At 54.6% G+C, this 23,753-nt stretch carries 19 protein-coding genes and 1 tRNA gene; 7 read left to right on the top strand and 13 right to left on the bottom strand.

The window, feature by feature from the left end; genetic code table 11:
* Positions 1–65: 65 nt before the first annotated feature.
* The 4 genes from secF to queA all read right to left on the bottom strand — a co-directional run bounded on the left by secF (position 66) and on the right by queA (position 5,234).
* Positions 66–989, bottom strand: a complete 924-nt coding sequence (gene secF, locus L1F30_RS06370; RefSeq protein WP_253361764.1) for a protein translocase subunit SecF — start codon at positions 987–989, stop codon at positions 66–68.
* 13 nt (positions 990–1,002) lie between these two features.
* Positions 1,003–2,877 (bottom strand): protein translocase subunit SecD, encoded by a 1,875-nt coding sequence (gene secD / locus L1F30_RS06365; protein ID WP_253360784.1) that lies wholly within the window; start codon positions 2,875–2,877, stop codon positions 1,003–1,005.
* 144 nt (positions 2,878–3,021) lie between these two features.
* Positions 3,022–4,161: a tRNA guanosine(34) transglycosylase Tgt gene (tgt, locus tag L1F30_RS06360; protein ID WP_253361762.1), complete on the bottom strand. Its 1,140-nt coding sequence runs from the start codon at positions 4,159–4,161 to the stop codon at positions 3,022–3,024.
* Between the two features lie 11 nt (positions 4,162–4,172).
* Positions 4,173–5,234 carry a tRNA preQ1(34) S-adenosylmethionine ribosyltransferase-isomerase QueA gene (gene queA, locus L1F30_RS06355; protein ID WP_253360782.1) on the bottom strand — a complete coding sequence of 354 codons (1,062 nt, stop codon included), beginning with the start codon at positions 5,232–5,234 and terminating at the stop codon, positions 4,173–4,175.
* A 182-nt stretch (positions 5,235–5,416) separates the two neighbouring features.
* On the opposite strand from queA, the gene L1F30_RS06350 reads away from it, so the two are divergent.
* A tRNA-Leu gene (locus L1F30_RS06350) sits at positions 5,417–5,503 on the top strand.
* A 198-nt stretch (positions 5,504–5,701) separates the two neighbouring features.
* On the top strand, positions 5,702–7,144 hold the full coding sequence (locus L1F30_RS06345) for a diguanylate cyclase domain-containing protein (RefSeq protein ID WP_253360780.1): 1,443 nt from the start codon (positions 5,702–5,704) through the stop codon (positions 7,142–7,144).
* Here L1F30_RS06345 and tpx read toward each other — a convergent pair.
* Entirely contained in the window at positions 7,128–7,625 is a 498-nt protein-coding gene (tpx, locus tag L1F30_RS06340; RefSeq protein WP_253360773.1) for a thiol peroxidase, read from the bottom strand. The two genes, L1F30_RS06345 and tpx, sit on opposite strands and share 17 nt — an antisense overlap.
* A gap of 210 nt (positions 7,626–7,835) precedes the next feature.
* On the opposite strand from tpx, the gene L1F30_RS06335 reads away from it, so the two are divergent.
* Both L1F30_RS06335 and L1F30_RS06330 read left to right on the top strand, forming a co-directional pair.
* Complete coding sequence (locus L1F30_RS06335; protein ID WP_253360771.1) at positions 7,836–8,729, top strand: adenylate/guanylate cyclase domain-containing protein; 894 nt, start codon at positions 7,836–7,838, stop codon at positions 8,727–8,729.
* The gene (locus tag L1F30_RS06330; RefSeq protein ID WP_253360769.1) at positions 8,726–9,175 is read left to right on the top strand and encodes an RDD family protein; all 450 of its coding nucleotides are present in this window, start codon (positions 8,726–8,728) and stop codon (positions 9,173–9,175) included. The genes L1F30_RS06335 and L1F30_RS06330 overlap by 4 nt, the downstream gene beginning before the upstream one ends.
* Before the next feature lie 112 nt (positions 9,176–9,287).
* Here the strand turns inward: L1F30_RS06330 and L1F30_RS06325 are convergent, their stop codons facing one another.
* Both L1F30_RS06325 and L1F30_RS06320 read right to left on the bottom strand, forming a co-directional pair.
* Positions 9,288–9,473: a hypothetical protein gene (locus tag L1F30_RS06325; protein ID WP_253360767.1), complete on the bottom strand. Its 186-nt coding sequence runs from the start codon at positions 9,471–9,473 to the stop codon at positions 9,288–9,290.
* Positions 9,474–9,519: 46 nt separating this feature from the next.
* Complete coding sequence (locus L1F30_RS06320) at positions 9,520–10,554, bottom strand: M15 family metallopeptidase (protein WP_253360765.1); 1,035 nt, start codon at positions 10,552–10,554, stop codon at positions 9,520–9,522.
* A gap of 500 nt (positions 10,555–11,054) precedes the next feature.
* Between L1F30_RS06320 and L1F30_RS06315 the strand changes: the two genes are divergently transcribed.
* Positions 11,055–14,099: an FAD-binding and (Fe-S)-binding domain-containing protein gene (locus tag L1F30_RS06315; RefSeq protein WP_253360764.1), complete on the top strand. Its 3,045-nt coding sequence runs from the start codon at positions 11,055–11,057 to the stop codon at positions 14,097–14,099.
* 64 nt (positions 14,100–14,163) lie between these two features.
* Here L1F30_RS06315 and L1F30_RS06310 read toward each other — a convergent pair whose 3' ends face one another.
* A complete protein-coding gene (locus L1F30_RS06310; RefSeq protein ID WP_253360762.1) occupies positions 14,164–16,185 on the bottom strand; it encodes an FAD-dependent oxidoreductase in 2,022 nt (673 codons plus the stop codon).
* Between the two features lie 14 nt (positions 16,186–16,199).
* Entirely contained in the window at positions 16,200–17,066 is an 867-nt protein-coding gene (locus L1F30_RS06305; RefSeq protein ID WP_253360760.1) for a crotonase/enoyl-CoA hydratase family protein, read from the bottom strand.
* Between the two features lie 148 nt (positions 17,067–17,214).
* Between L1F30_RS06305 and L1F30_RS06300 the strand changes: the two genes are divergently transcribed.
* Together L1F30_RS06300 and L1F30_RS06295 are read left to right on the top strand one after the other, a co-directional pair.
* Positions 17,215–17,832: a TetR/AcrR family transcriptional regulator gene (locus L1F30_RS06300; RefSeq protein WP_253360758.1), complete on the top strand. Its 618-nt coding sequence runs from the start codon at positions 17,215–17,217 to the stop codon at positions 17,830–17,832.
* Between the two features lie 82 nt (positions 17,833–17,914).
* On the top strand, positions 17,915–19,885 hold the full coding sequence (locus L1F30_RS06295) for a VacB/RNase II family 3'-5' exoribonuclease (protein WP_253360756.1): 1,971 nt from the start codon (positions 17,915–17,917) through the stop codon (positions 19,883–19,885).
* Positions 19,886–19,959: 74 nt separating this feature from the next.
* Here the strand turns inward: L1F30_RS06295 and rpoS are convergent, their stop codons facing one another.
* The 4 genes from rpoS to L1F30_RS06275 all read right to left on the bottom strand — a co-directional run bounded on the left by rpoS (position 19,960) and on the right by L1F30_RS06275 (position 23,641).
* Positions 19,960–20,949 (bottom strand): RNA polymerase sigma factor RpoS, encoded by a 990-nt coding sequence (rpoS, locus tag L1F30_RS06290; RefSeq protein ID WP_253360754.1) that lies wholly within the window; start codon positions 20,947–20,949, stop codon positions 19,960–19,962.
* Between the two features lie 158 nt (positions 20,950–21,107).
* On the bottom strand, positions 21,108–21,854 hold the full coding sequence (locus L1F30_RS06285) for a peptidoglycan DD-metalloendopeptidase family protein (RefSeq protein ID WP_253361760.1): 747 nt from the start codon (positions 21,852–21,854) through the stop codon (positions 21,108–21,110).
* A gap of 137 nt (positions 21,855–21,991) precedes the next feature.
* A complete protein-coding gene (locus tag L1F30_RS06280; RefSeq protein ID WP_253360752.1) occupies positions 21,992–22,981 on the bottom strand; it encodes a DUF368 domain-containing protein in 990 nt (329 codons plus the stop codon).
* Between the two features lie 18 nt (positions 22,982–22,999).
* Positions 23,000–23,641 (bottom strand): protein-L-isoaspartate(D-aspartate) O-methyltransferase, encoded by a 642-nt coding sequence (locus L1F30_RS06275; RefSeq protein WP_253360750.1) that lies wholly within the window; start codon positions 23,639–23,641, stop codon positions 23,000–23,002.
* Positions 23,642–23,753: the final 112 nt, after the last annotated feature.

The raw sequence follows: 23,753 nt of genomic DNA, 5'->3' as shown, positions 1-23,753 counted from the left end.
CAGCCACAGGGCCCATAAAAAATGGCGGCCAAGGCCGCCATTAATCATATCAGAGTGCAACCCAACTAGGGCATTTCGTCCACTTCGCTGCCCTCTTTCTCTGGCGGCATCAAATCTTCCTTGGTGATTTTCAAGCCCATCAGCAGGTTTGAAGCCACATAGATAGAGGAGTAGGTACCAATCACAATACCTATAAGCAATGCAGAGGAGAATCCGCTTAACAGCTCACCGCCGTAGAAAAACAGCACCAGCAACACAATCAAGGTGGTACCGGATGTCATTAAGGTGCGGTCAAGGGTTTGTGTCAGCGAAACGTTTACCACCTCAACGGGCTCGGTTTTACGCAGCACCGGGAAGTTTTCACGAATGCGGTCGAACACTACAATGGTGTCGTTAAGCGAGTAACCTACCACCGCCAGCACCGCAGCCAGCACCGAAAGATCAAACCCGATTTGCATAATCGAGAAAAAGCCAAGGGTAATAATCACATCGTGCGCCAAGGCAGCAACAGCGGCCAGGGCGAACTTCCACTGAAAGCGCATGGCCACATAGGCCATCACCACCGCCAGCGCAAACAGCATGCCAATGCCACCGCTATCACGCAGCTCTTCGCCCACCTGTGGGCCCACGAATTCCACACGACGCAACTGAATCTGGCCGGGCTCTTCAGCCTTCAACAGACCCAGCACTTCATCGCCAAGGCTTTCTTCAAAATCTTGCTGCATGCGAATCAGCACGTCTTCATCGGAACCGAAGTTCACCACCACCACGTTGCTGTAATCGGCATCCGTTAAAATGCCGCGGATTTTTTCAAGATCGGCCTTGTGCTCGTAACGCACTTCAATTTGCACACCGCCGGTAAAATCCAGCCCGAAGGCCAAACCGTTAACCGCCAGCGAGCCGATTGAACCGAGAATCAACAGGCCAGAGATCACCGTGGCAACCAGGCGTGCGCCCATGAAATTAATTGTTTTCTTTGCAATAGTCATCATGGTCAGTTCCTCAGATCCACAGCTTCTTAACGTTGCGGCCGCCGTAAATGGTGTTGATCACCATGCGCGACACCATAATGGCCGTAAACATCGAGGTTAAAATACCGAGGCTTAGCGTTACCGCAAACCCTTTCACCGGGCCGGTACCAATGGCATACAAAATAACCGCCACAATCAGGGTGGTGATATTGGCATCCAAAATGGTAGTAAAGGCGCGCTCATAGCCGGCATTAATAGAGGTTTGTACCGGCAAGCCATTGGCCACCTCCTCTTTAATGCGCGAGAAAATCAGCACGTTGGCATCTACCGCCATACCCACGGTCAACACAATACCGGCAATACCGGGCAGCGTAAGTGTTGCGCCCAACATAGACATACACGCAGCCAGCAATATCACGTTTGCCGCCAGTGCAATGTTGGCCGCAATGCCGAACACCTTGTAGTAAAGCAGCATGAACACCAGCACGATGGCAAAGGCAATCTGTACAGACAGCACACCTACGCGAATATTTTCAGCACCCAGCGACGGGCCAATAGTGCGCTCTTCCACGAAATACATAGGCGCCGCCAAGGCACCGGAACGCAAGAGCAACGCAAGCTCTGAGGCTTCGGCTACGTTATCCAGCCCGGTAATACGAAACTGCACTCCTAGCGCACTTTGAATGGTGGCCAGCGAGATTATTTTCTTCTCAACAATCTGGCGCGGCGTCACCACTTCTTCACCGGCCTCGTTGATGCTGCGATCCAGGCGGGTTTTGTATTCAATAAACAATACACCCATGCGGCGCCCAACATTTGAACGTGTAGAGCGGTGCATTTTGGCGCCGCCGGCGCTATCGAGGTTGATGTTTACCTGGGGCTGGTTGGTTTCAGGGTCGAAGCTGCTCTGCGCGCCGCTTACGTGATCGCCCGAAATAATCAGCTGGCGCTCAAGAAATGCACCACCGGTGCGGCGCTGATCGGCTTCACTTCTGAAATCAAACTGCTCTTTGTTGGTTACCAGCTCGCTTGGCTTGGCCTCCAAACGAAACTCGAGATTGGCGGTTTTACCAATTACGCGTTTGGCCTCGGCTGTATCCTGTACGCCGGGCAACTCCACCACAATACGGTTGCGCCCCTGGCGCTGCACAATGGGCTCGGAAACGCCCAACTCGTTCACGCGGTTGCGCAGCGTGGTTAAGTTTTGGCTTACCGCGTAGTTTTCGATTTCACGAATGGCGGCTTCGGTATAGGTGGCGGTAACGGCAAAGGTGCCATCGTCGCGATCTTCGGTGTCGCGGGCCAAATCTGCAAAATCTTTGCGGAAAATAGCGGCGGCGGCATCGCGATCTTCGGCCGAGCGGAACACCGCGCTAATCACGCCGGCTTTGCTTAAATCCACAGACACATAGCGAATGCGCTCTTCACGCAGCTTGCCTTTGAATTCTGCAATGCTCGATTCCTGGCGCTTGGCGATGGCCGAGGCGGTATCTACCTCCATCAAAAAGTGCACACCACCGGATAAATCCAGGCCAAGCTTCATGGGGCCTGCCCCTAGCGCTGTGAGCCAATCGGGCGTGGTGGGGGCCATGTTGAGCGCTACCACATAGCTGTCGCCCAAGGCGCGCTGGATAATGCGCTTGGCGGGCAGCTGGTCTTCGGCTTTGGTTAAGCGGATCAACGCCGCTTTTTCCGTCACGGTTTCGCCGAAGTGGTCTATCCCCTCTTCGGTAAGCGCCTTGGTAGCTTGATTGAGCACAGCTTCATCCAGCTCCATGGCACTGGATTCACCGGAGATTTGCACCGCCGGATCTGGCGCGTAGAGGTTGGGCATGGCAAAAACAAAGGCCATGGCGATAACTGCCAAAACCAGCAGATTCTTCCACAGAGGGTAGCGATTCAACATAGTGGTTTCCGTCGCGGGCGCCCGGGCGCCCAGTTATTTTGAGTTGTGCACTTTTTGATCAGACCAACGCTTGGCGTCTTATTATTGTCTTTGACCGTAATATGGGCACTGTCACCCGATTGCAAGGTTGGCGATTATACCCGCTTAGCCCTGCTCAACAAGCGGCGCATCCGGGCCAGGTGGTACTGGCTTGCCGAGGCGTGCATAAAACTTGGCCACATAAGCCTCCAGCGCCCCCTTGGCAATGGCCTCGCGCAGCTCGGCCATGATGCGCTGGTAAAAGCGCAGGTTGTGAATGGTGTTGAGCTGCGCGCCCAGCATTTCGCCGCATTTATCCAGGTGATGCAGGTAGGCGCGGCTGAAATTTTTACAGGTGTAGCAATCGCACTCGGCATCCAAGGGGCTGGTGTCGTGACGGTGGACGGCGTTGCGAATTTTAATGACGCCGGTGGTAGTAAACAGATGACCGTTGCGCGCGTTGCGGGTGGGCATCACACAATCGAACATATCCACACCACGGCGCACGCCCTCAACCAGATCTTCCGGTTTGCCAACCCCCATGAGGTAGCGCGGCTTCTCCTTGGGCATTTCAGGCACAATGTGATTGAGAATGCGCACCATATCTTCTTTGGGCTCACCTACCGAGAGGCCGCCAATGGCATAGCCATCAAAGCCGATGTCGGTAAGCCCTTTGAGCGATTGGGAGCGCAAATCTTCGTACATGCCGCCCTGCACGATGCCAAACAACGCAGACGGGCTATCGCCGTGGGCATCTTTAGAGCGCTTGGCCCAGCGCAAGCTGAGCTCCATGGAGCTGCGGGCCTGTTTTTCGGTGGCCGGGTATGGGGTGCATTCATCAAAAATCATGACGATGTCTGAGCCCAAATCGCGCTGCACCTGCATGGCGATTTCAGGGTTAAGCTCTACGGGGCTGCCATTAATGGGCGATTTAAAGGTCACCCCCTCTTCCGTGATTTTGCGCATCTTGCCAAGGCTGAACACCTGGAAGCCACCGGAATCTGTGAGGATGGGGCCCTGCCACTGAATCATGTCGTGCAGATCACCATGGGCCTTCACCACCTCGGTGCCCGGGCGCAGCATCAGGTGAAAGGTGTTGCCCAGAATAATCTGGGCGCCTATGGCCTCAATATCGCGGGGCAACATGCCCTTTACCGTGCCGTAGGTGCCCACAGGCATAAACGCCGGGGTTTCCACCACACCGCGCGGGAAGGTCAGGCGGCCGCGGCGGGCGCGCCCGTCAGAGGTATCTACCTCAAAGTGCATAAAAGACACAGCTAAACTCCGGGTTGATCGCCCACATGCTCTTCGTGAGCCACGGGGTTTCGGGTAATAAACATCGCATCGCCATAACTGAAGAAGCGGTAGCGCTCGGCCACCGCCTCCCGGTAGGCATCCATGGTGTAGCGGTAGCCCACAAACGCTGAAACCAGCATCAGCAGTGTAGATTCAGGCAAATGAAAGTTGGTGACCAACGCATCAACTACTTTATAGCGATAACTGGGGTAGATAAAAATTTGGGTTTCGCCCTGATAAGGCGCAATTTCACCGCTTTGCGAGGCGGTTTCCAGGCAGCGTACGGAGGTGGTACCCACGGCAATCACACGCTTGCCGGCGGCCTTGGTGGCGCGCACCTTCTCGCACACAGCCTCCGTGACCTCCATGACTTCGCTGTGCATTTTGTGTTCGAACACATTGTCTACCCGCACTGGCTGAAAGGTCCCAGCCCCTACGTGCAGGGTGACGAACGCAAGCTCTACGCCCTTATCTTGCAGCTGTTGCAGCAGGCGCTCATCAAAGTGCAGGCCCGCCGTGGGGGCGGCTACGGCGCCGGCCTTTTTGCCATACACCGTTTGGTAGCGCTCGCGATCGGCCGCAGCGTCTGCGCGATCAATATAGGGCGGCAAGGGCATGTGGCCGATTTCTTCCAGCAATTCCAGCGCCGGCCCTTCAAAGCGCAGTAAAAACAATGCATCTTCTCGGCCTTCCACATGCACAATGGCGCCGCCTTCCAACACCAGATGGGTGCCGGGCTTGGGCGCTTTACTGGCCTTCACGTGGGCCTTGACGTTATGGCGATCCAGTACCCGCTCAACCAGTATTTCTACCTGGCCGCCGGTGGCCTTTTGCCCGTAGACGCGCGCGGGTATCACACGGGTGTCGTTAAACACCATCAAATCGCCCGGTTGCACCAGGTTGATGATTTCGGCAAATTGGCCGTGCGACATGGCGCCGGTGTCGCCATCCAGGCACAACAGGCGGCTGCCGGTGCGCTCGGGCACCGGGTTGCGGGCGATGAGCTCATCGGGTAATTGGTAGTAAAAGTCTTGCCTGCGCATGGCGTGGTTAATATCTGATCAGTTAATAAAAAAGGACGGCAAGGGTATAGCAAAAGGCCTGCCGCGCCAATTCCCGCCCGCCGGCAAAATCTTGGCGCTGGCATATAAAATCGGTTGACGGGCAGAAAGTCGCCGCTATAATCACGCTCTCTCAAGGCCCTGCGCCCTTGAAAACGAATTAAGCCAGAGTGGTGAAATTGGTAGACACAGGGGATTCAAAATCCCCCGCCCTTAAAAGCGTGCCGGTTCGAGTCCGGCCTCTGGTACCAACACAAAAGCCTCGCCCATTGGGCGGGGCTTTTTTGTAGCCTCTGAAATACCTCAAACTTGCCCCGATTCCGGCCACATAACAACCGCCCGGAAAGTTATAAGCGCCTACCGGCGACATTACAAATGGATTAGCAGCTGGCCCGCGTCCCTTGGGTATACTGGATGGCGTTAAAATCATCTTAAGCAAATGAACGCCCATGACGATTGCAACGCGACTCGGCGTATTCTTTCTATTGGCGGGCTTGTTGTTATGTGGATTAGTCACAAGCATTGCCCTGGCCTTTAAGGCGACGCTTGCGCTAAATCAGGCCCAGACAGAGAGGTTTACCTCTTACCAACTGGCCGATGAATTGCGCCGCAGCTCAGATGATCTCACGCGCATGGTGCGCAGCTATGTGGTTACCGGTGATCGACGCTACTACCACTACTTCCAGCAAATTCACGATATTCGTAACGGCACCACCCAACAGCCTGAAAAGTACAATCGAATTTACTGGCACCTGGTGTCTGAAGAAGTGCCAGAACACCTGAACGGCCCTGCTGCCACACCGTTAATTCAAAAAATCCAGGCGGCCGAATTTACCGATTCGGAGCTTTCGCTGCTTGCGCAAGCCAAACGTGAATCTGACGCGCTTGTTCGCATTGAAGATCAAGCGATGTTATTGATGGATAAATACCACGCACTGGCAAATCAACAGCCACCCAACATTACACCTGCACTGCAGGCCAACGCCACGCAATTGGTGTTTAATCGCGCCTACCACGATGCCAAAGCGCGCATCATGAAACCCATTCAATTGTTTTATGAATCCGTTGATACGCGCACTGCCCTTGCCGTTAAGCGCGCCCAACATTTACAACATCGGTATTTCATTTTGGCGGCCTGTGTACTGGCAGCTTCAGTGGCATTTTCAATTTATGTATTTGTGGATTTGCGCAGGCAATTTGCAGCGCCCCTGGCCGCACTTCTTCAATGGGTACAAGGTATTGAAAGTGCGCGCTTTAACTTCCCCAAGGCAAGCAACCGCACCGATGAACTGGGGCAGCTGGAAAATGCATTTATTCGCATGGCCACCAAAATAAATGCAAAAATTACGGCACTTCAGGAGATGGCGGGCAAAGATACCCTCACAGGGGCCGCCAACCTGCGCCGCGGGCGCGACTATTTCCAACTGTGTGCTCGTGCCGCGGAGCGCAATGGCAGCCGCATTGCATTGGTGTTTTTAGATTTCAACGACTTCAAGCCCATTAACGATACTTACGGCCACGCTGCCGGCGACAAGGTGCTTTGCACATCGGTAAAGCGTTTACAGGAGGCGCTCAGAAGCAACGACATGGTGTGCCGTATAGGGGGTGATGAATTTGTAATTATTCTGCCCGACCACACCATCACCACCCCAACGGAAAAAATTGTTACGAAATTAACGCACGCGCTGTCACACCCAATCGAGTATAAAAAACACACCCTGTACACTTCGGCGAGCCTGGGCGTTGCCCTGTTTCCCGACCAAGGCCGCAACTTCGATCAACTCATTGCCACCGCAGATCACGCCATGTACACACAAAAAAATGGCAATAAAAAAGCCCCTGCCGGGGCTTTGGGTGAACAAGTATTACAAGGGCCTAGCTCAAAGCGTTGAGGGCGGCCTCGTAATCGGGTTCGTCACCGGTTTCAGCAACTTGCTGGGTGTAAACCACTTTGCCGTCTTCATTAATTACCACCACCGCACGCGACAACAATTTTGTTAGCGGGCCGGTTTTAAAGGCAACCCCATAGTCATCACCAAAGCTTGAGCGGAAACTGGAGGCCGGCACCACATTGGTAATACCTTCGGCACCACAAAAACGGCCCAAGGCAAAGGGTAAATCTGCCGATACACACAGCACTGCAACGTTATCTGCAGCCGCGGCCTTGCTGTTGAATTCACGCACTGATGTGGCACAAGTGGGCGTATCAATGGATGGGAAGATATTCAGCACAACGCGCTTGCCGGTGAAATCACCGAGCGATACATCCGAAAGATCAGCCTTGGCCAGGGTAAAGCCGGGTGCCTGGCTGCCCACCTCCGGCAAAGACCCTACGGTTTCAAAGGGATTTCCATGCAAAGTTACAGTCGCCATCTCGCTTCTCCTTTTCGCTGTTTAACCCGCCGCGCGTACTGTGCGCCAAGAAACGGGCACTCACTGAACAGTGTGTGGCCAGCAGGATAGCAAACTCCGGCACACAACGGGTGAATTGCATCCCGGTCTTGGCGGCAAGGCGCTAGCCCATGAATTGTAACCGGCACCACTTGCCTTCATAATTGCCACTTTCATCGTTGAGTAGCCTGCATGCCCAATTCCTCTCGACAGTGCGCGGTAATGTTTGCCGACGTGTGTGGTAGTTCCAGCCTCTACAAAGAGCTGGGCAATCACGCTGCCGAGTTCAAAATAAGACAATTGCTGCAGTCGGCCACTGCCATTATCGCCAAGCACCAAGGGGTGCTGATAAAAACCATCGGCGATGAAGTCATGGCGTGCTTTAGCAAGCCTGGCAATGGCTTACAGGCAGCAACAGACATTCAACGGCTGACGCTTGAGGGCTCGCTGCAGCTGCGTATCGGACTTTGCTACGGGGAAGTGATCGAGGCCGATAACGACCTGTTTGGCGAAACCGTGAACGATGCAGCCTTTGTGGCCAAGGTGGCACGGGCCGAAGAGATAATCCTCTCTGCCCGCATGTTTGCCGCCCTACCCGCACCCCAACAGGCACTGTGCAGCGAATTCGACCGGGTAGCCCTTAAGGGCGGTGCCGAGCGCAGCGTAATCTACCGCGCCCAATGGCAGCCTGCGCGCACTGAGCACCAGGCCACGCAAGTGATGTCGTTAATTCACACCACCCAGCAAGTACAGCGTCAGGCGATGGAAGTATTTGGGCCCAATATCAAAGCCGTTATTGCACCCGAGCACACGCCATTCTATTTCGGCCGGGCCGCGAGCAACACCCAGGTGGTAGACACGCCGCTAGCCTCGCGCGAGCATTGCCACCTGTTGTACCGCCGAGGCAAATTCGTACTGGTGGATCACTCCACCAATGGCACCTACGTTACCCCGGAAGGCCAGCGCGAGATTTACCTGCGCCGTGAAGAACTGCCCCTTGAAGGCTGCGGCCTGATTTGCCTCGGATCACCGGCAGCCGATTCCCCCCTAACCCTCACTTACCGAAGCCTGCAAGCGCACTCATGACCGACATTCAATACCCCTCGCTGCTGCGCCGTCTGGGCGCCATGCTTTACGATTTCCTGTTAGTGATTGCCGTGAGCATTGCCTATGGGGCCGCATTTTTGTGGGCCAAGGTGGCGGTGTTTGGCTATGTGCTGGCCGAAGGCGAAAAAGCCAACCTGGGCTGGCCCGGCTTTATTGGCTGGCTGCTGTTGCTGGCGTTGTACTTTGTTTTTTTCTGGGTGAAATCCGGCCAGACCTTGGGTATGAAAACCTGGCGCATTGCCGTGCTAGACCCAACGGGCAAGCGGCTGACAGTCAAGGCCGCCATTACGCGCTGGCTGCTTGCGTGGGCCTCGGCTCTGGCACTGGGGCTGGGGTATCTTTGGGCGCTAATTGATAAAGACAGCCAAACCCTGCACGACCTGCTGAGCCATAGCCGCACACACTTATTGCCCAAACACAAATAGCTGATAATAAGCGGATGTAAGGGGGAGCTGCAAAGCCCATCTGGCTACAGGCTATAGCCTAAAAACTACGGCCATAAGCCTTGGCCAAATAACAAGGGGGAGCGGGGTTACCCTAAATGGCTTTGACCTTGCGCTCGCCACAGCGGGCACATTTATACACTGTTACCAAACGCCCCTGCTTAACATCAAACTGGTTGGCAGTAACCACCACCCACTTGTGAAAACCCTCGCGGCACAAGGTTTTACCTTTGAACTTGTCTTTAAGTTTGGGCTTTTTAAAGGGAACCACATCACCCATGGCAAGGCCTCACATGTATTTGTGCAGGCCTTAGTATAACGCGCGATCACACCACTTTGATGTGCCAGGGCTCAAAGCGCACGCCCAAACGGTTATTTTCGGTATAGCGGATTTGCACGTACCCCAAATCCTGCATGCGCTTGAATTCGTCGGTTTGAGCGAACTTGTCGCTGAAGTTGGCGATGCCCCAGCCCACTTTACCCACATCAAAATCACCCACGCCGTGGAACGAATGCCCCGGTGGCGCCAGCGAGCGCGAGGCCTTGGATAAATTGAAATTAGAGACTGCAGCCTTTGCCAAAAAGAGGTGCATTTGTTTCACGTTGCTGCGAATACCGGAGGTAAGAATTATGCTATCGCCAATATCGCGCTTAAGCTTTTGATAATACTGCTCAGATTGGCCACGGTAGATAAACTGGCCACTATAGGGCACTTTGAAAATATCGTTATCGGGTATGGCTGCCGTTAAATCAGAGATGACCTTTTCGCCCATAAAGCCGTAGCGCCGGGCGTCTGCGAAAAAGATGCGCTCAACGAAATCCAGCTCCACCGGGGTAAACTCCCCCACTTGCGGAAAGCGCCTGGCCACCTTAATGAGGTAGTCGAAACTGGAAATATTGTAGTTGCCATGGCCTATAAACGCCTCTGCACGCTCCATGCGGGCAAGCACAGAGAGCATGACAATGCGCTCTTGATCAGAAAGATAGATATCGTCGGCGAACTCTTGCTCAAAATTGCGCACCTTCTCAAGAATCCGGTCTTCAGTGGCCGCCACCTCGGCCTCAACCGGGCGTACTTGAGGCACCTCAACAGCCGCCTCAGTGGCGGCAGCAGTACGCTCGGCTGGTGCGCTTGCGGTTAGCGTTTGGGGCTTCGCCAGCGGGGCTTGGGGTTGCACTGCAGCCGACTCTGCCTCTGCCAAGGCGCGCACCGACTCGGAATCAGAGATATCACCCGTAACGAGCGGATCGCTTGCAGTGCGGGGTGAATAGATATTTTGGGCGTGCTTCCAGAGTAAGCCATTGCCCAGTGCAAAGGTTGAGGCGGCAAAAAGGCCGGTTAACAAGTCTCTTCGCTTCAATTGATATTCCTGCTCTTCCAGCTTGTTATAGCAGCAGCGTTGCTGCCGTGGTCTGTGCGGGCGATATCCCCCGGCACCGCACTCTTTAAAAGATAGAAGATAAGTAGGACTTTCGCACAACTTCGAACTATCAAATTTATTTATTAGACCGATCAAAAAACAAACGCAACCGCACAGCCCCAGCGGGAATGCCTGATGGCTGCACTTACCCCAAAGTTATCCACAAGGCTATCCAGCCTTTTTGTGGATTGAAGGCATAAGAGCCGGGGCTTTGCCCTATTTGAGTTATAGAGGCAAATGGCCAATAACCGCGCCCCGCCCCCAATGCCTTACGCGCGTCACTAACCCCGCGCGGCATAAGCACTGGCTGCACAGGGTATTTGCGGCCGAGGCGCTGCGCAAGCGCTGCACATAAAGCGCAGGCGCCATTGGCCAGCGCGCCATGAAATCGCTAAAATGCGCCCCCACACCACCATAGATTGCCCGCAGGCCAGCCGTTAATGATTCCAGCTATACGCGCCACTTCACCCGTACAAGAGCGTTACCTCGACTTCCTGAATGCCTTGAAGGCCGAGGGGTTTGCCGGCGAACTCAACCCCGATTACGCCAATCGCACGGTGCTGGCCACAGATAACTCCATATATCAGGTGCTGCCCCAGGGCGTGGTGTACCCCCGTCATGCTGACGATCTACTGCTCATTACCGCACTTGCCGCCAAACCGCGATTTCGCGATATCGTGTTGAGCCCCAGAGGCGGTGGCACCGGCACCAACGGCCAATCGCTCACCGATGGCTTGGTAGTAGACACCTCGCGCCACATGAACAAGATTCTGGAGATCAACCCAGAAGAGCGCTGGGTGCGGGTGCAGTGCGGCGTGGTAAAAGATCAGCTCAATGCTGCATTGAAGCCCCACGGGCTATTTTTTGCGCCTGAATTGTCTACCAGTAACCGCGCCACCATTGGCGGCATGATCAACACCGATGCCTCCGGCCAAGGCTCGTGCCTTTATGGCAAAACCCGCGATCACGTACTGGAATTGCACAGCATCTTTTTGGATGGTTCCTACTGGGGCTCGAAACCTGTGGGCGACCAGGAGCTTGAGGCCATATGCCAGCGCCAAGACCGGGTGGGGGAAGCCCACCGGGTGCTGCGCGAGATCGCCAACACCCATGGCACAGCCATCAGCGAAAAATTCCCGAAGCTGAACCGCTGCCTCACAGGCTACGACTTGGCCCATATTTTTACCGAGGATCACAAGCTAGACCTCAACAGCATCCTGTGCGGCGCAGAAGGCACCCTGGGGTTTATCACCGAGGCCAAGCTGAACCTCTTACCCATTCCCAAGTACACAGCGCTTGTGAATGTGCTCTACCAAAATTTTGATGCCGCCCTGCGCGATGCAACCGAGCTGATGCGCGCGGCTCCAACCTCTATTGAAACCATCGATTCGCGCGTATTTTCGCTCGCCAAGAACGACATCGTCTGGCATTCGGTGAGCGAATTTTTCCCGCCCGTTGATGACAGCGTTGCCGGTATTAACCTGGTGGAATACACTGCTGAAACTGAGGCAGAGCTTGAAGAAAAGCTGGCCGACATCAGTGCCAAACTCACCGCTGTAAAAGGCACCAGCGCAAAAAATTGCGACTTTTCCCTGGTGCGCGGGCATGGCAATGTAAACAAAATTTGGGGCATGCGTAAAAAAGCCGTAGGCCTTTTGGGCAATGTACACGGTGAAGCGCGCCCCATTCCCTTCGTAGAAGACACCTGCGTGCCGCCCGAGCACCTGGCGGATTTCATTGGCGAATTTCGCGCACTGTTGGACGGCCACCAGCTGGAATACGGCATGTTCGGCCACGTAGATGCCGGCGTGCTACATGTACGCCCAATCATCGACATGAAAAACCCCGATGAAATCCAGCGCGTGCGCAGTATTACTGATGCCGTGGTTGAGCTGGTGCAAAAGTACAACGGCCTGCTTTGGGGCGAACACGGTAAAGGCTTACGCAGCGAATATGCGCCAGCGTTTTTTGGCGATCTCTACCCACAGCTGCAGCGGATCAAGGGCGTGTTTGACCCGCACAACCAGTTAAACCCCGGCAAAATTGCAACGCCCGACTCAAGCCACCACCTCACCAAACTCGATGCCGCGCCCACCCGCGGTGCAGAGGATCGCAAGATTCCCGTGCACGTGTGGGACGGCTACAGCGAAGGCATGTATTGCAACGGCAACGGGGCCTGCTACAACTGGAACCCCAACGATGCCATGTGCCCCAGCTGGAAAGTTACCCGCGAGCGCATCCACTCGCCCAAGGGCCGGGCCTCACTGGTGCGCGAGTGGCTCAAGCAGCTTTCAGAGCGCGCAGCCGACCCACTGCTGTTGGCCCAAGCGGCGCGCAGCCGTTCATTTTTGGCAAGCCTGCCCGGGCGCATCCGCAACAGCCTAAGTAAAGAGTACGATTTTTCCCACGAGGTAATGGATGCCATGAGCGGTTGCCTGGCCTGCAAATCCTGCGTGGGCCAATGCCCGGTGAAGGTAGACGTACCGGCGTTTCGCTCGAAATTTCTTGAGCTTTACCACACCCGCTACCTGCGCCCGCTAAAAGATTATTTTATTGGCGGGCTGGAGTACATGGTGCCCTCCCTCGCCAAGGTGCCTTGGCTGTACAACGGATTGATGGCATTTAAACCTGTGGCCTACTTGCTTGATAAAGTCGCCGGCATGGTAGACAGCCCTCAACTCACTGGCCTTTCCATTGAAAAAGCCATCGCCGGACGTGGTATTTTGTGGGCCACCGCTGAAAATATTGCACGGCTGGATGAAAGCGCGCGCAAACGCGCGGTAATTATCGTACAGGATGCGTTTGTCAGTTATTTTGAAACCGACCTACTGCTAGACACCTTAAGCCTGCTGCAAGCCTTGGGCTTTAAGCCTTTGCTTGCGCCCTTTAAACCCAACGGCAAGCCCTTGCACGTACACGGTTTTCTGGCACCCTTTGAGCGCGCCGCAGCCGCAAACGCCGCCATGCTGAATGCACTGTCTGAAAGCGGCATTGCGCTTGTGGGCATCGAGCCCTCCATGACGCTGGCCTACCGTGCAGAGTATGTAAAAACTCTGGGTGCCGAACGCGCACCCGAGGTAAAACTGCTGCAGGAGTGGCTTGCCACCGCAGACTGGGTAGCCCAAGCGTCAAGTTCAGTAGACACCGATGCACCCTATGAACTGATGGCGCACTGCACGGAAACAACCAACGCCGCCGCCAGCATTAAAAATTGGCAGCAAATTTTTGAGCGCATGGAGCTCACGCTGAAGGTTGTGGATACCGGTTGCTGTGGCATGGCCGGCACTTATGGGCATGAAAGCCGCAACAAAGACAATTCAGAAAAACTGTTCGACATGAGCTGGCGCCAGAAAGTTGAGGCAAACAAAACGCCACGCTTGTTGGCCACGGGCTACTCCTGCCGCAGCCAAACCAAGCGCTTTGCCAGCCGCACCCTGCAACACCCGGCCCAAGCACTATTGGCCGCACTGGGCACCAAGGGCTAGCGCATCAGGCCGAAAAAAAAGCCGCGCAGCTTCCACTGCGCGGCTTTTTAATGGCCCTCTTTAACTACAAAGACGCCGCCAAGCGCGTGCCCTGATTAATGGCCCGCTTGGCATCCAGCTCTGCCGCCACGTCTGCGCCACCAATAAAGTGTACTGGCTTTTCAAGCCCTGCCTGCAATTCGCGGCGCGGTTCTTGGCCTGCGCAAATAATGACGCTATCAACGGGCAACAGCCGGGTTTCATCGCCCACCCGCACATGAAGGCCTGCATCATCAATATTTACGTACTCACAGCCCGCAACCATGTGCACGCCTTTATTCTTCAAACTGTTGCGATGAATCCAGCCTGTGGTTTTACCCAGGCCCGCACCCACCTTGGTGGATTTACGCTGCAACAACCACACTTCTTTATCGCTTTTTTCTACAGCCCTGGGCACACCTGCCACGCCGCCGCGCGCCATAAGTGTCATATCCACACCCCATTCCGCCATAAAGGCCTCAACATCAAGCGAGGTAGACTTGCCTTGGTGCGTAATGAATTCCGCAACATCAAAACCGATACCGCCGGCGCCAATAATAGCCACTTTATCACCCACGGGTTTACCGGCGAATACATCTAAATAGCTCAGTACTTTTTCATGATCAATGCCGTTAATGGCAGGCCGGCGGGGTTCAATGCCCGTTGCCAGAATCACCGCATCAAAGGCACCTGCGTTTAATGCTTGCGCATCTACTCGCGTATTAAGGCGTACATCCACACCGGTAATTTCAAGCTTGCGTTTAAAGTAACGCAGTGTTTCATAAAACTCTTCTTTGCCCGGCACTCGCTTGGCAATATTAAACTGGCCGCCAATTTCAGCGCCGGCATCAAACAGCGTAACCTTGTGGCCGCGCTCGGCGGCGGTGGTTGCAAAGGCCAGGCCCGCAGGCCCCGCACCCACAACTGCGAAATGTTTACTCACCTGAGCCTCGGCAATCACCAATTCGGTTTCATGACACGCACGGGGGTTTACCAGGCAACTGCTCATTTTCAAACTGAACACATGATCCAGGCACGCTTGATTGCAGCCAATACAGGTATTGATTTCATCGGCGCGATCTTCACGGGCTTTTTTCACAAAATCAGCATCAGCCAGAAACGGCCGCGCCATAGACACCATATCCGCATCGCCACGGGCCAGCACTGCCTCGGCCACCTCCGGGGTATTGATGCGATTGGAAGTAATCACAGGCACAGTTAAGGCTTTACGTACTTTTGCAGTCACCCAGGTGAAGGCTGCGCGCGGAACTTTGGTGGCAATGGTGGGAATACGCGCCTCGTGCCAACCAATACCTGTGTTGATGATGGTTGCACCCGCCTGCTCTATGGCCTGCCCGAGCGTTACCACTTCATCGTAAGTGCTGCCTTGCTCAATTAAATCGAGCATGGAAAGCCGGTAGATGATAATGAATTCAGAGCCTACCCGCTCGCGCACAGCGCGCACAACTTCAATGGCAAAGCGCATGCGATTTTCGTAGTCTCCACCCCATGCATCGTCGCGCTTGTTGGTGTGGGTCACAATAAATTGGTTAATGAAATAACCTTCGCTGCCCATAATTTCAACGCCGTCGTAACCGGCTTTTTGTGCCAGTGCCGCACAGCGGGCAAAGTCTTCGATTTGCTGCTCTATATCGGCCTGGGTAACTTCGCGGGGGGTAAAAAAGTTAATGGGCGCCTGAATGGCCGAGGGGGCAATCAGTTTTTCAGAAAATGCATAGCGGCCTGTGTGTAAAATTTGCATACAAATTTTTCCACCCGCCTCATGCACAGCCCGGGTAATCAGTGTGTGATTTTCCGCATCGCGCTCGGTTTCCATGCCGCCCGCGTGATCGCTGGTGGCGCCCTCACGATTTGGTGCAAAACCGCCTGTGACAATCAGCCCTACCTCGCCCCGGGCACGCTCGGCAAAGTAGGCCGCCATACGCTCAAAGCCGTTTTCTGCCTCTTCCAGGCCCGTGTGCATAGAGCCCATGATCACGCGATTTTTAAGCTGGGTGAAACCTAAATCCAGTGGTTCAAGCAAATGTGGGTAAGGTGTTGCAGACATGGTTTGTTCTCTCGTTAGCGGGTAGTTTTTAAATTATTGGGTTGCAGGTTTTCAAATTCCGGGGCGCGCTTTTCCATGCCGGCGGTCATGGCCTCTAACACTTCGTGCGCGTGAAACATGCCGCCTTGCCAGGTTGCCGCGTAGCGCAGGCTATCTTGCACGCTGTGATCGCGCGCGTAATTGAGCATTTCTTTGGTGCCGTGAATGGCCAGCGGTGATTTTTCGGCAATGGCCCGGGCACTCTCCAGCACGGCGTTCAGCAGGGCCTCGTGATCCGGGTAAACGGCGTTTACAAAGCCAAAATTTTGGGCCTCCTGTGCGCTGAACTTACGCCCGGTATAGGCAAGTTCGCGCACAACGCCCTGGGGCAACAAATGCGGCAAGCGTTGCAATGTGCCCAAATCTGCGGTGATGGCCAGATCAATTTCTTTAATGCAAAAATAGCTATCGCTTGTGGCGTAGCGGCAATCAACGGCCGATACCAAATCCACACCGCCGCCAATGCAGCCACCCTGAATGGCCGCCAATACGGGCACTCTGAGCGCTTCCAGCCGATTGAAGCACTGCTGTAGCTCCAACACCCACCGCCTTAACATCTCGGCCCTGCGCGAGGCCTCCAACTGGTATTGCGGGCCATTCAAATCGGCAAATACGGCGAGATCCATTCCGGCGGTGAAGTGTTTACCGGTGGATGAAATCACCAGCACGCGCACCTCACCACTGGCAGACACCGCATCAAGTGCGGCCGGGAATTCCCGCCAGAAGGCATCGTTCATGGTGTTAAGGGCCTCGGGGCGAGCGAACTGCAGGTGCGCCACGGCACCCTCTACACGCATGTGAATTGCGCTGAAACCGGCGCAGGCTGTCTCGATTGGGTGCACTACCATCTCCTTTGCCAAAAAGTTGCCTCCTGCACGCCGGGTGCAGGCATTTAGCTAACCCTAGCTCACAGAGCAGGCTGCAAACTGAACAGCGTCAAGATTACGAAGGTATTTTGACACTGTCAAGATAGACTGCTAGATTGCCGCCATGAGCAAAGCCAGCAAAACCTACCACCACGGCGATTTACGCGCGAGCCTGCTGCGTGAAGCGGCCCGGCTTTTGGGCGAGGAAGGCATAGACGGCCTTAGCCTAAGGCGGCTGGCCGATCGGGTGGGCGTGTCTCGCAGTGCGCTCTACCACCACTTTAAAGACAAACACGACCTGCTTTGCGCGCTGGCGGCCGCAGGCTTTGCAGCGCTCGATCACATGATTCAATCAATTGATGCCAGCACCATCACGCAAGCATCGGCGCGCTACGCCGCCTTCGCACGCCAGTACCTGGAATACGCCACCGCCAACCCCTCCATGTATGGCCTGATGTTTGGTCACACCCTCTGGCGCGACAAGCTCGCCAACCAAGCCTTGAAAGAGGTTGCCCACGAATCCTTCAAGCACCACCTGACCGCGGTGAAGCGCTGGCAGGCCGCCGGCATTCTGCCCGCCAACCAAGACAGCCTGCGCCTGACCCAGGTTACCTGGGGCACCCTACACGGCCTGGCGCAGCTGGTAATCGACGGCGTCTATGCAGACTCTGCCCATCTGGACGACATCTGCGACTGTGTAGGCCAGCTATTTTGCGGCCTGCGCCCACACCAACCTCGTTGAATATCCAAACGCGCACAAATAGCCCCCAGCGGGTGGCATTTGGTATGATGTGCGCCCGCTCATACCTCAAGAGATTCCCCCAATGCTTGATCCGTCAGCCCTGCAGCAACTAACGCAGCTGAAGCAGAATATTCGCGCCAGTCGGGATATTGCCCAAGGCACAGTACGCGGAACGCAATCGCGCTTCGGCTTTGTTAATTTAGATGACGGCCGCGACGCCTTTCTTGCGCCCGAGCAGATGGATCGCGTACTGCCTGGCGACCGGGTAGAGGTGGAAATCTTTGAAGTTAGCGAAGGCAAGCAAGCCGGCAAGTTTGAAGCCAAAATTGAAAAACTGCTGAGCACAGAGCTCGCCCGCTTTGTGGGCCGCTATACCGTGCGCGGCCAGGGCCACTTTGTCGCCCCCGACCTGCCGCAGCTTTCGCGCTGGATTTTCCTGCCACCCAAAGAGCGCAAAGGCGCAAAGCCCGGCGATTTTTTGCTGTGCTCTATTTCCCAGCACCCCTTTAAACACCAGGGCAAAGCCCAGGCACGGGTGGAGCGCATTGTGGGTAATGATGAAATGCCCGGCATTGAAACCGAGTATATGCTGGCCAAATTCGACCTGCCGGTATTGAGCGATAAAGCCAGCCGCGAGGCCGAACAGCACGCCACAGAGCTTGCCGCGCAATTGGATGACGTGATTAACCAAGCCGGCCGGGCAGACCTCACCGAACTTGCCTTCGTCACCATCGACAGCGCCAAAACCCAGGATATGGACGATGCACTGCATGTCACTGCGTTGGCCGATGGCGGCTTCCAGTTAAAAGTGGCTATTGCACAACCGGGCAGCCTGGTAAACGATAAAAGCCCGCTGCTGGCTCAAGCGCAAGCCAAAGCCAATACGCTCTACTTCCCGGGCAATCAAAAATTGATGTTGCCCAAGCAGCTATCACACGACAGCTTTTCACTGGTGCCCGGTGCCGAGCGCCCTGCACTCGTTGCAAGCCTTACGATTGACGCACAGGGCGCCACTGGCGAGGTCAGTTTTGAGCTCGCCAAAATCCGCTCACACGCCAAGCTTAGCTACGAGCAAATCAGCCAGTTCCTCGAAGGTAATGTAGACGCAGTTGACGCCGCCTACCAAGGGCTCATCAACGATCTATACCGCTTCTCAAGCTTGCGCAATCAATGGCGTGCCACCCATTGCCTGATTATGGAAGACAAGCCCGATTACGAATTTACCCTGGACGAAAAATTCAAAATCGCCGAAGTCACCGTTAGCGAGCGCACCAAGGCACACCAGATTGTTGAAGAGGCAATGCTTGCTACCAACGTGGCCGCCGGTGAGTTTTTCGCAGAGCAAAAACTGCCTGCTATTTTTTCTACCCACGCAGGCCCCCGCGAGGAGCGCCTTGATACCCTCAAGCAAATGTTTACCGAAGAGCCTGCGCTGGCCGCCTTTGACGCGCAAACCCTTGAGGGCTACGTAGGGCTTGTAAAAACCATGGAGCGCGAAGCACAAAACCATTTGCTGTCGAATTTCCGCCGCCAGCTGCAACCGGGCAAGCTCAGCTTGAATGCCCAGCCGCACCTGGGCCTGGGTTTTGCGCACTACGCCACAATTACCTCGCCCATTCGCAGGTTTAACGACCTCTACAACCAGCAATTGATTGTGAACTGGCTCACCAAAGCTGACTCAACCCCCATTAACGAGGGCTCGGTTGAAAGGCTGCAAGATTGTGTAAGCCGCGGCCGCCAGGCGGTTCGGCAAACCGAGAGCTGGCTGCTGTGCCAGTTTATGCAAGCACACATCGGCCAAACTTTTACCGGCAAAATCAGCATGGTTAACAGTGCCGGTATAGGCGTACGGCTGGATCAAAACGGGGCCGAAGGCTTTGCCTTGATTCGCACCAAAGAGTGCAAACCGGATTTCGACCCCATAGCCCTCACCCTTACGCTCAAAGACGAAGACGGCAATGCAAGCCAAGTGCTGCACCTGGATGCGCCGGTGAATGTCACCTTAAACGGCATTGAAGCTGATACGCGCAAATTGAACTTCACACTTCAATAGCGCGCCCCAACCTTCAGGCAATAAAAAACCCGGCATGCCGGGTTTTTTATTGCAACCGAAAAGCTAAATGCCTGCTACATGGCGCTGAACAATGCCTGGCCATCAAGGCCCTGCTTTTCCAGAATGTCGCGCAAACGCTTTAAGGCCTCAACCTGAATTTGGCGCACACGCTCACGGGTGAGGCCAATTTCACGCCCTACTTCTTCTAGGGTGCTGGTTTCAAAACCGCGCAGGCCAAACCGGCGGGCAATCACTTCACGCTGTTTTTCTGTCAGCTCACACAGCCAGCCATCAAGGCTTTCATGCAAATCCGAGTCTTGCAGTAACATCACCGGGTCTGACTCTTGCTGATCCGGAATGGAATCTACCAGCGCCTTGTCAGACGATGGCCCCATGGGCACATCCATACTGGTTACCCGCTCATTGAGCTTTAACATACGCTCTACATCGGCCACGGGTTTTTCTAGCAGTGTTGCAATTTCATCTGGCGTGGGCTCGTGATCCAACTTCTGGGTGAGTTCACGCGCTGCACGCAAATAAACATTTAATTCTTTAACCACATGAATCGGCAAACGGATGGTGCGCGTCTGGTTCATGATGGCGCGCTCTATGGTTTGACGAATCCACCAGGTTGCATAGGTAGAGAAGCGGAAACCGCGCTCCGGGTCGAATTTTTCAACGGCTCGAATAAGCCCCAGATTACCTTCCTCAATCAAATCCAGCAGTGCCAGGCCGCGATTTACATAGCGCCTTGCGATTTTCACAACCAACCGCAGGTTGCTCTCTATCATGCGCTTGCGGGCACTTTCGTCGCCCTTCAGGGCCTTGCGGGAAAAGTACACTTCTTCCTCTGCCGACAAAAGCGGCGAGAAGCCAATCTCATTGAGGTAAAGCTGTGTTGCGTCTAGCGTTTTTTGGTAGGTACCAGCCTCATCAAATGCGCTGGTCAATCGTGTTGAATCAGATTTTTTCGAAGAGACACTTTTTAGAATTTCATCTGCGCCGTGTACTGCTACGTCTTCAATTCCGTAGGATGCTGAATCCCTGTTATTTTGTACTGCCATAGTTCTAGCCCTTTCTTCTCGGTTAGCAAAATCCAAGAAAGCCCTTACAGGCACTTCCCAAACCCTACACCCTTGACGGACTATTTAGCCTGCAGTTTAAGACTGCTTATCTTTATTGGCTAAATGTCGGCTTTCACTTCTGCGCGTCCCGGTTTTTGTCACCGCTTTGGTAAGTATTTGAGCGGATCTACCGGTTGTCCTTTGCGTCTGATTTCAAAGTGAAGCTTTGTGGTATCAGTACCACTTGACCCTATTTCGGCAATTTTCTGATTGCCTTTAACTTTATCTCCCTCTTTAACGAATAATTTGCTGTTGTGTGCATAAGCGCTTAGGTAAGTTTCATCGTGTTTGATGATGAGCAACTTGCCGTAACCCCTTAATCCATCGCCGGCGTAAACAACGGTGCCTGCGCCAGCGGAATGCACAGGCTCTCCTAAACGCCCTTCAATATCAATCCCTTTATTCAGCCCACTGGCCGGGGAGTAATTGCGAATGATTCTCCCTTTCGCTGGCCAGACCCAGTTTACCGGACCTATCATACCTGCAGTCTTGACAGGAATGACAGGTTTAGCGGCTGGCATTTTGGCCACGGGCTTCTGTGTTGTGGTCGGGCTTCTTTTTACTACTGGGCGTGACTTGGCAGTCACTGGTTTTTTATCGACATCGAGGTAAATTATTTGGCCCGGGTAAATTGTGTAGCTGCTACCAATGCCATTGCGGCGAGAAAGTGCTTTATAATCAACGCCATAGCGCCATGCGATCGAATAGAGGGTATCGCCGGGTTTTACCACATGGCGATCAACGCCCGAAATAGGGGCAGGCCGCGTGCGCTCCGATACCGGTGCACCACCACCGCCCGAGGCGCACCCAAACAGCCCCAAAAGCAACGCCAGCGCCACTGCCATTTGGCCAAGTTGGCCAAATGCCGATATAACCGTTTTTTGCTTTAGCGATTGAAATGGCACGACTTACGCGCTGACCTTATATTCACTTTGATAATTAACAGAATAGACATATTAGAAAATTATCTAAAACTATTCTGTTAGTTTGTGAACGAATTACGATCATCCGAGGATTTCTTCGGATCAGAGGTAGACCTACGTGCCACCACCCCAGCAACCCATTCAATACCCCATACCAACACGCAGCCTGCGAGCATCATCAATACACACAGCTCCCATTGCGACTGCTGACCTGCCAGCGCCTCGTATTGTAGGGGCATTACATTTTCCTGAATAAAGGGCACTGTTTCGCCCTTGCTGTTTACACGGGTTTGCACAACATGCTTCCAGGGCCAAATGACGCTTAAAGAGCCAAATAAAAAGCCCGTAAGCAGTGCCAGGGTACGGGCCCTAAAGTGTGCAAGCAGATAACCGAGCACATGGGAAAACAGCAGCAATCCGGTTACACAGCCTGCTAAAAAGAACCCGAGCATGGGCAGATCCGGGGTTTTAAGGGCGTGCAAAAATAATGGGTAGGCGCCAATGAGCAACAGGATAAAGCTGCCGGAAATGCCTGGCAAAATCATGGCGCAGATGGCAAGGGCGCCGGCAAAGAACAGCATCCAGTCATAGGGGGGGAATTCCGTGGGGCGTACCAGGCTTACCCCCCAGGCAAATAACAGCCCGATAATCAAAAACACCCACTCGGCCCTGCCACGCTGTTCAAGCTGGCGATACATGTAGACGGAGGAGGCGAAAATCAAACCAAAAAACAGCGACCACACCAGCAGCGGATAGGTTGCCAGGCAATAACTGATAATACCGGCAAAGGTAAACAGGCTGGTGGCAATGCCCGCCACCACTGCCAGCAGGAAATTCCCGTTAATGGCGCGCCAGGCGCTGGCGGGGCCTTCTTTTAATAACACGGAAAATGTGGCGGGCCTGATGGCCCGCAACGCATTGATAAAGTCATCATAGATGCCGGTAACGAAGGCCACTGTGCCGCCAGACACACCGGGCACCACATCAGCCGCCCCCATCGCCATACCTTTTAAATACACGGGGAGATAGCGCTTGAAGGCTGCTTTCATGTGAGAGAGGTTCCTGTATTATCGGGTTGTACCAGAGAGCAACGGCACAAATTTAACGGGTTCAATAGTGCGGGTGACGAAGGTGTCGGTATCGCCATCGCGCATCACTAATTGCAACTCCTGTTGATCGCCTCCCACGGGAATAACCAGCACACCGTTAGGGGCCAGCTGTTTTTTGAGCCCCTCCGGCACTGTGCGCGGTGCGGCGGCACTCAAGATGGCATCAAACGGGCCCTGCTCGGGCCAACCAAAGCCACCATCGGCGTGGCGCAAGAAAACGTTGCGCAACCCCAATGTGCGAATGCGCTCACGGGCTTTATCCTGCAATGGCTTAATGCGCTCCACACTGTAGAGCTGCTTTACCAACTGGGCGAGTACCACAGTCTGGTAACCGGAGCCGGTGCCGATTTCCAACACTTTATCCAGTTTGGCAGCGGCGCCCACCAGGAGTTCCGTCATGCGGGCCACGATATAGGGTTGCGACAGGGTTTGGCCGAAGCCAATAGGCAGGGAGGAATCTTCGTAGGCGCGATGGGAGAGCGCCTCGTCCAGAAATATATGGCGCGGGGTGTTGCGAATAATATCTAACACCTGTTCGTTTGAAACACCCTGATCCATCAGCCGCTGAATCAGACGCTCTCGGGTGCGCTGGGAGGTCATTCCAACCCCCTGCAGTAATAAATTGGTCACGCAACTGTCCCCACAAGGTCCTGCTTATTCTTCTCGGCCTCATGGGCCACTTAGCGCCGTGAACTATATCACAGCGTAAGCC

The organism is Simiduia sp. 21SJ11W-1 (genome assembly GCF_024138675.1).
In the GTDB taxonomy this organism is placed as follows: Bacteria; Pseudomonadota; Gammaproteobacteria; order Pseudomonadales; family Cellvibrionaceae; genus Simiduia.
Note: the sequence above shows the minus strand (reverse complement) of the source record. Positions and strands in the feature narration are given on the sequence as shown.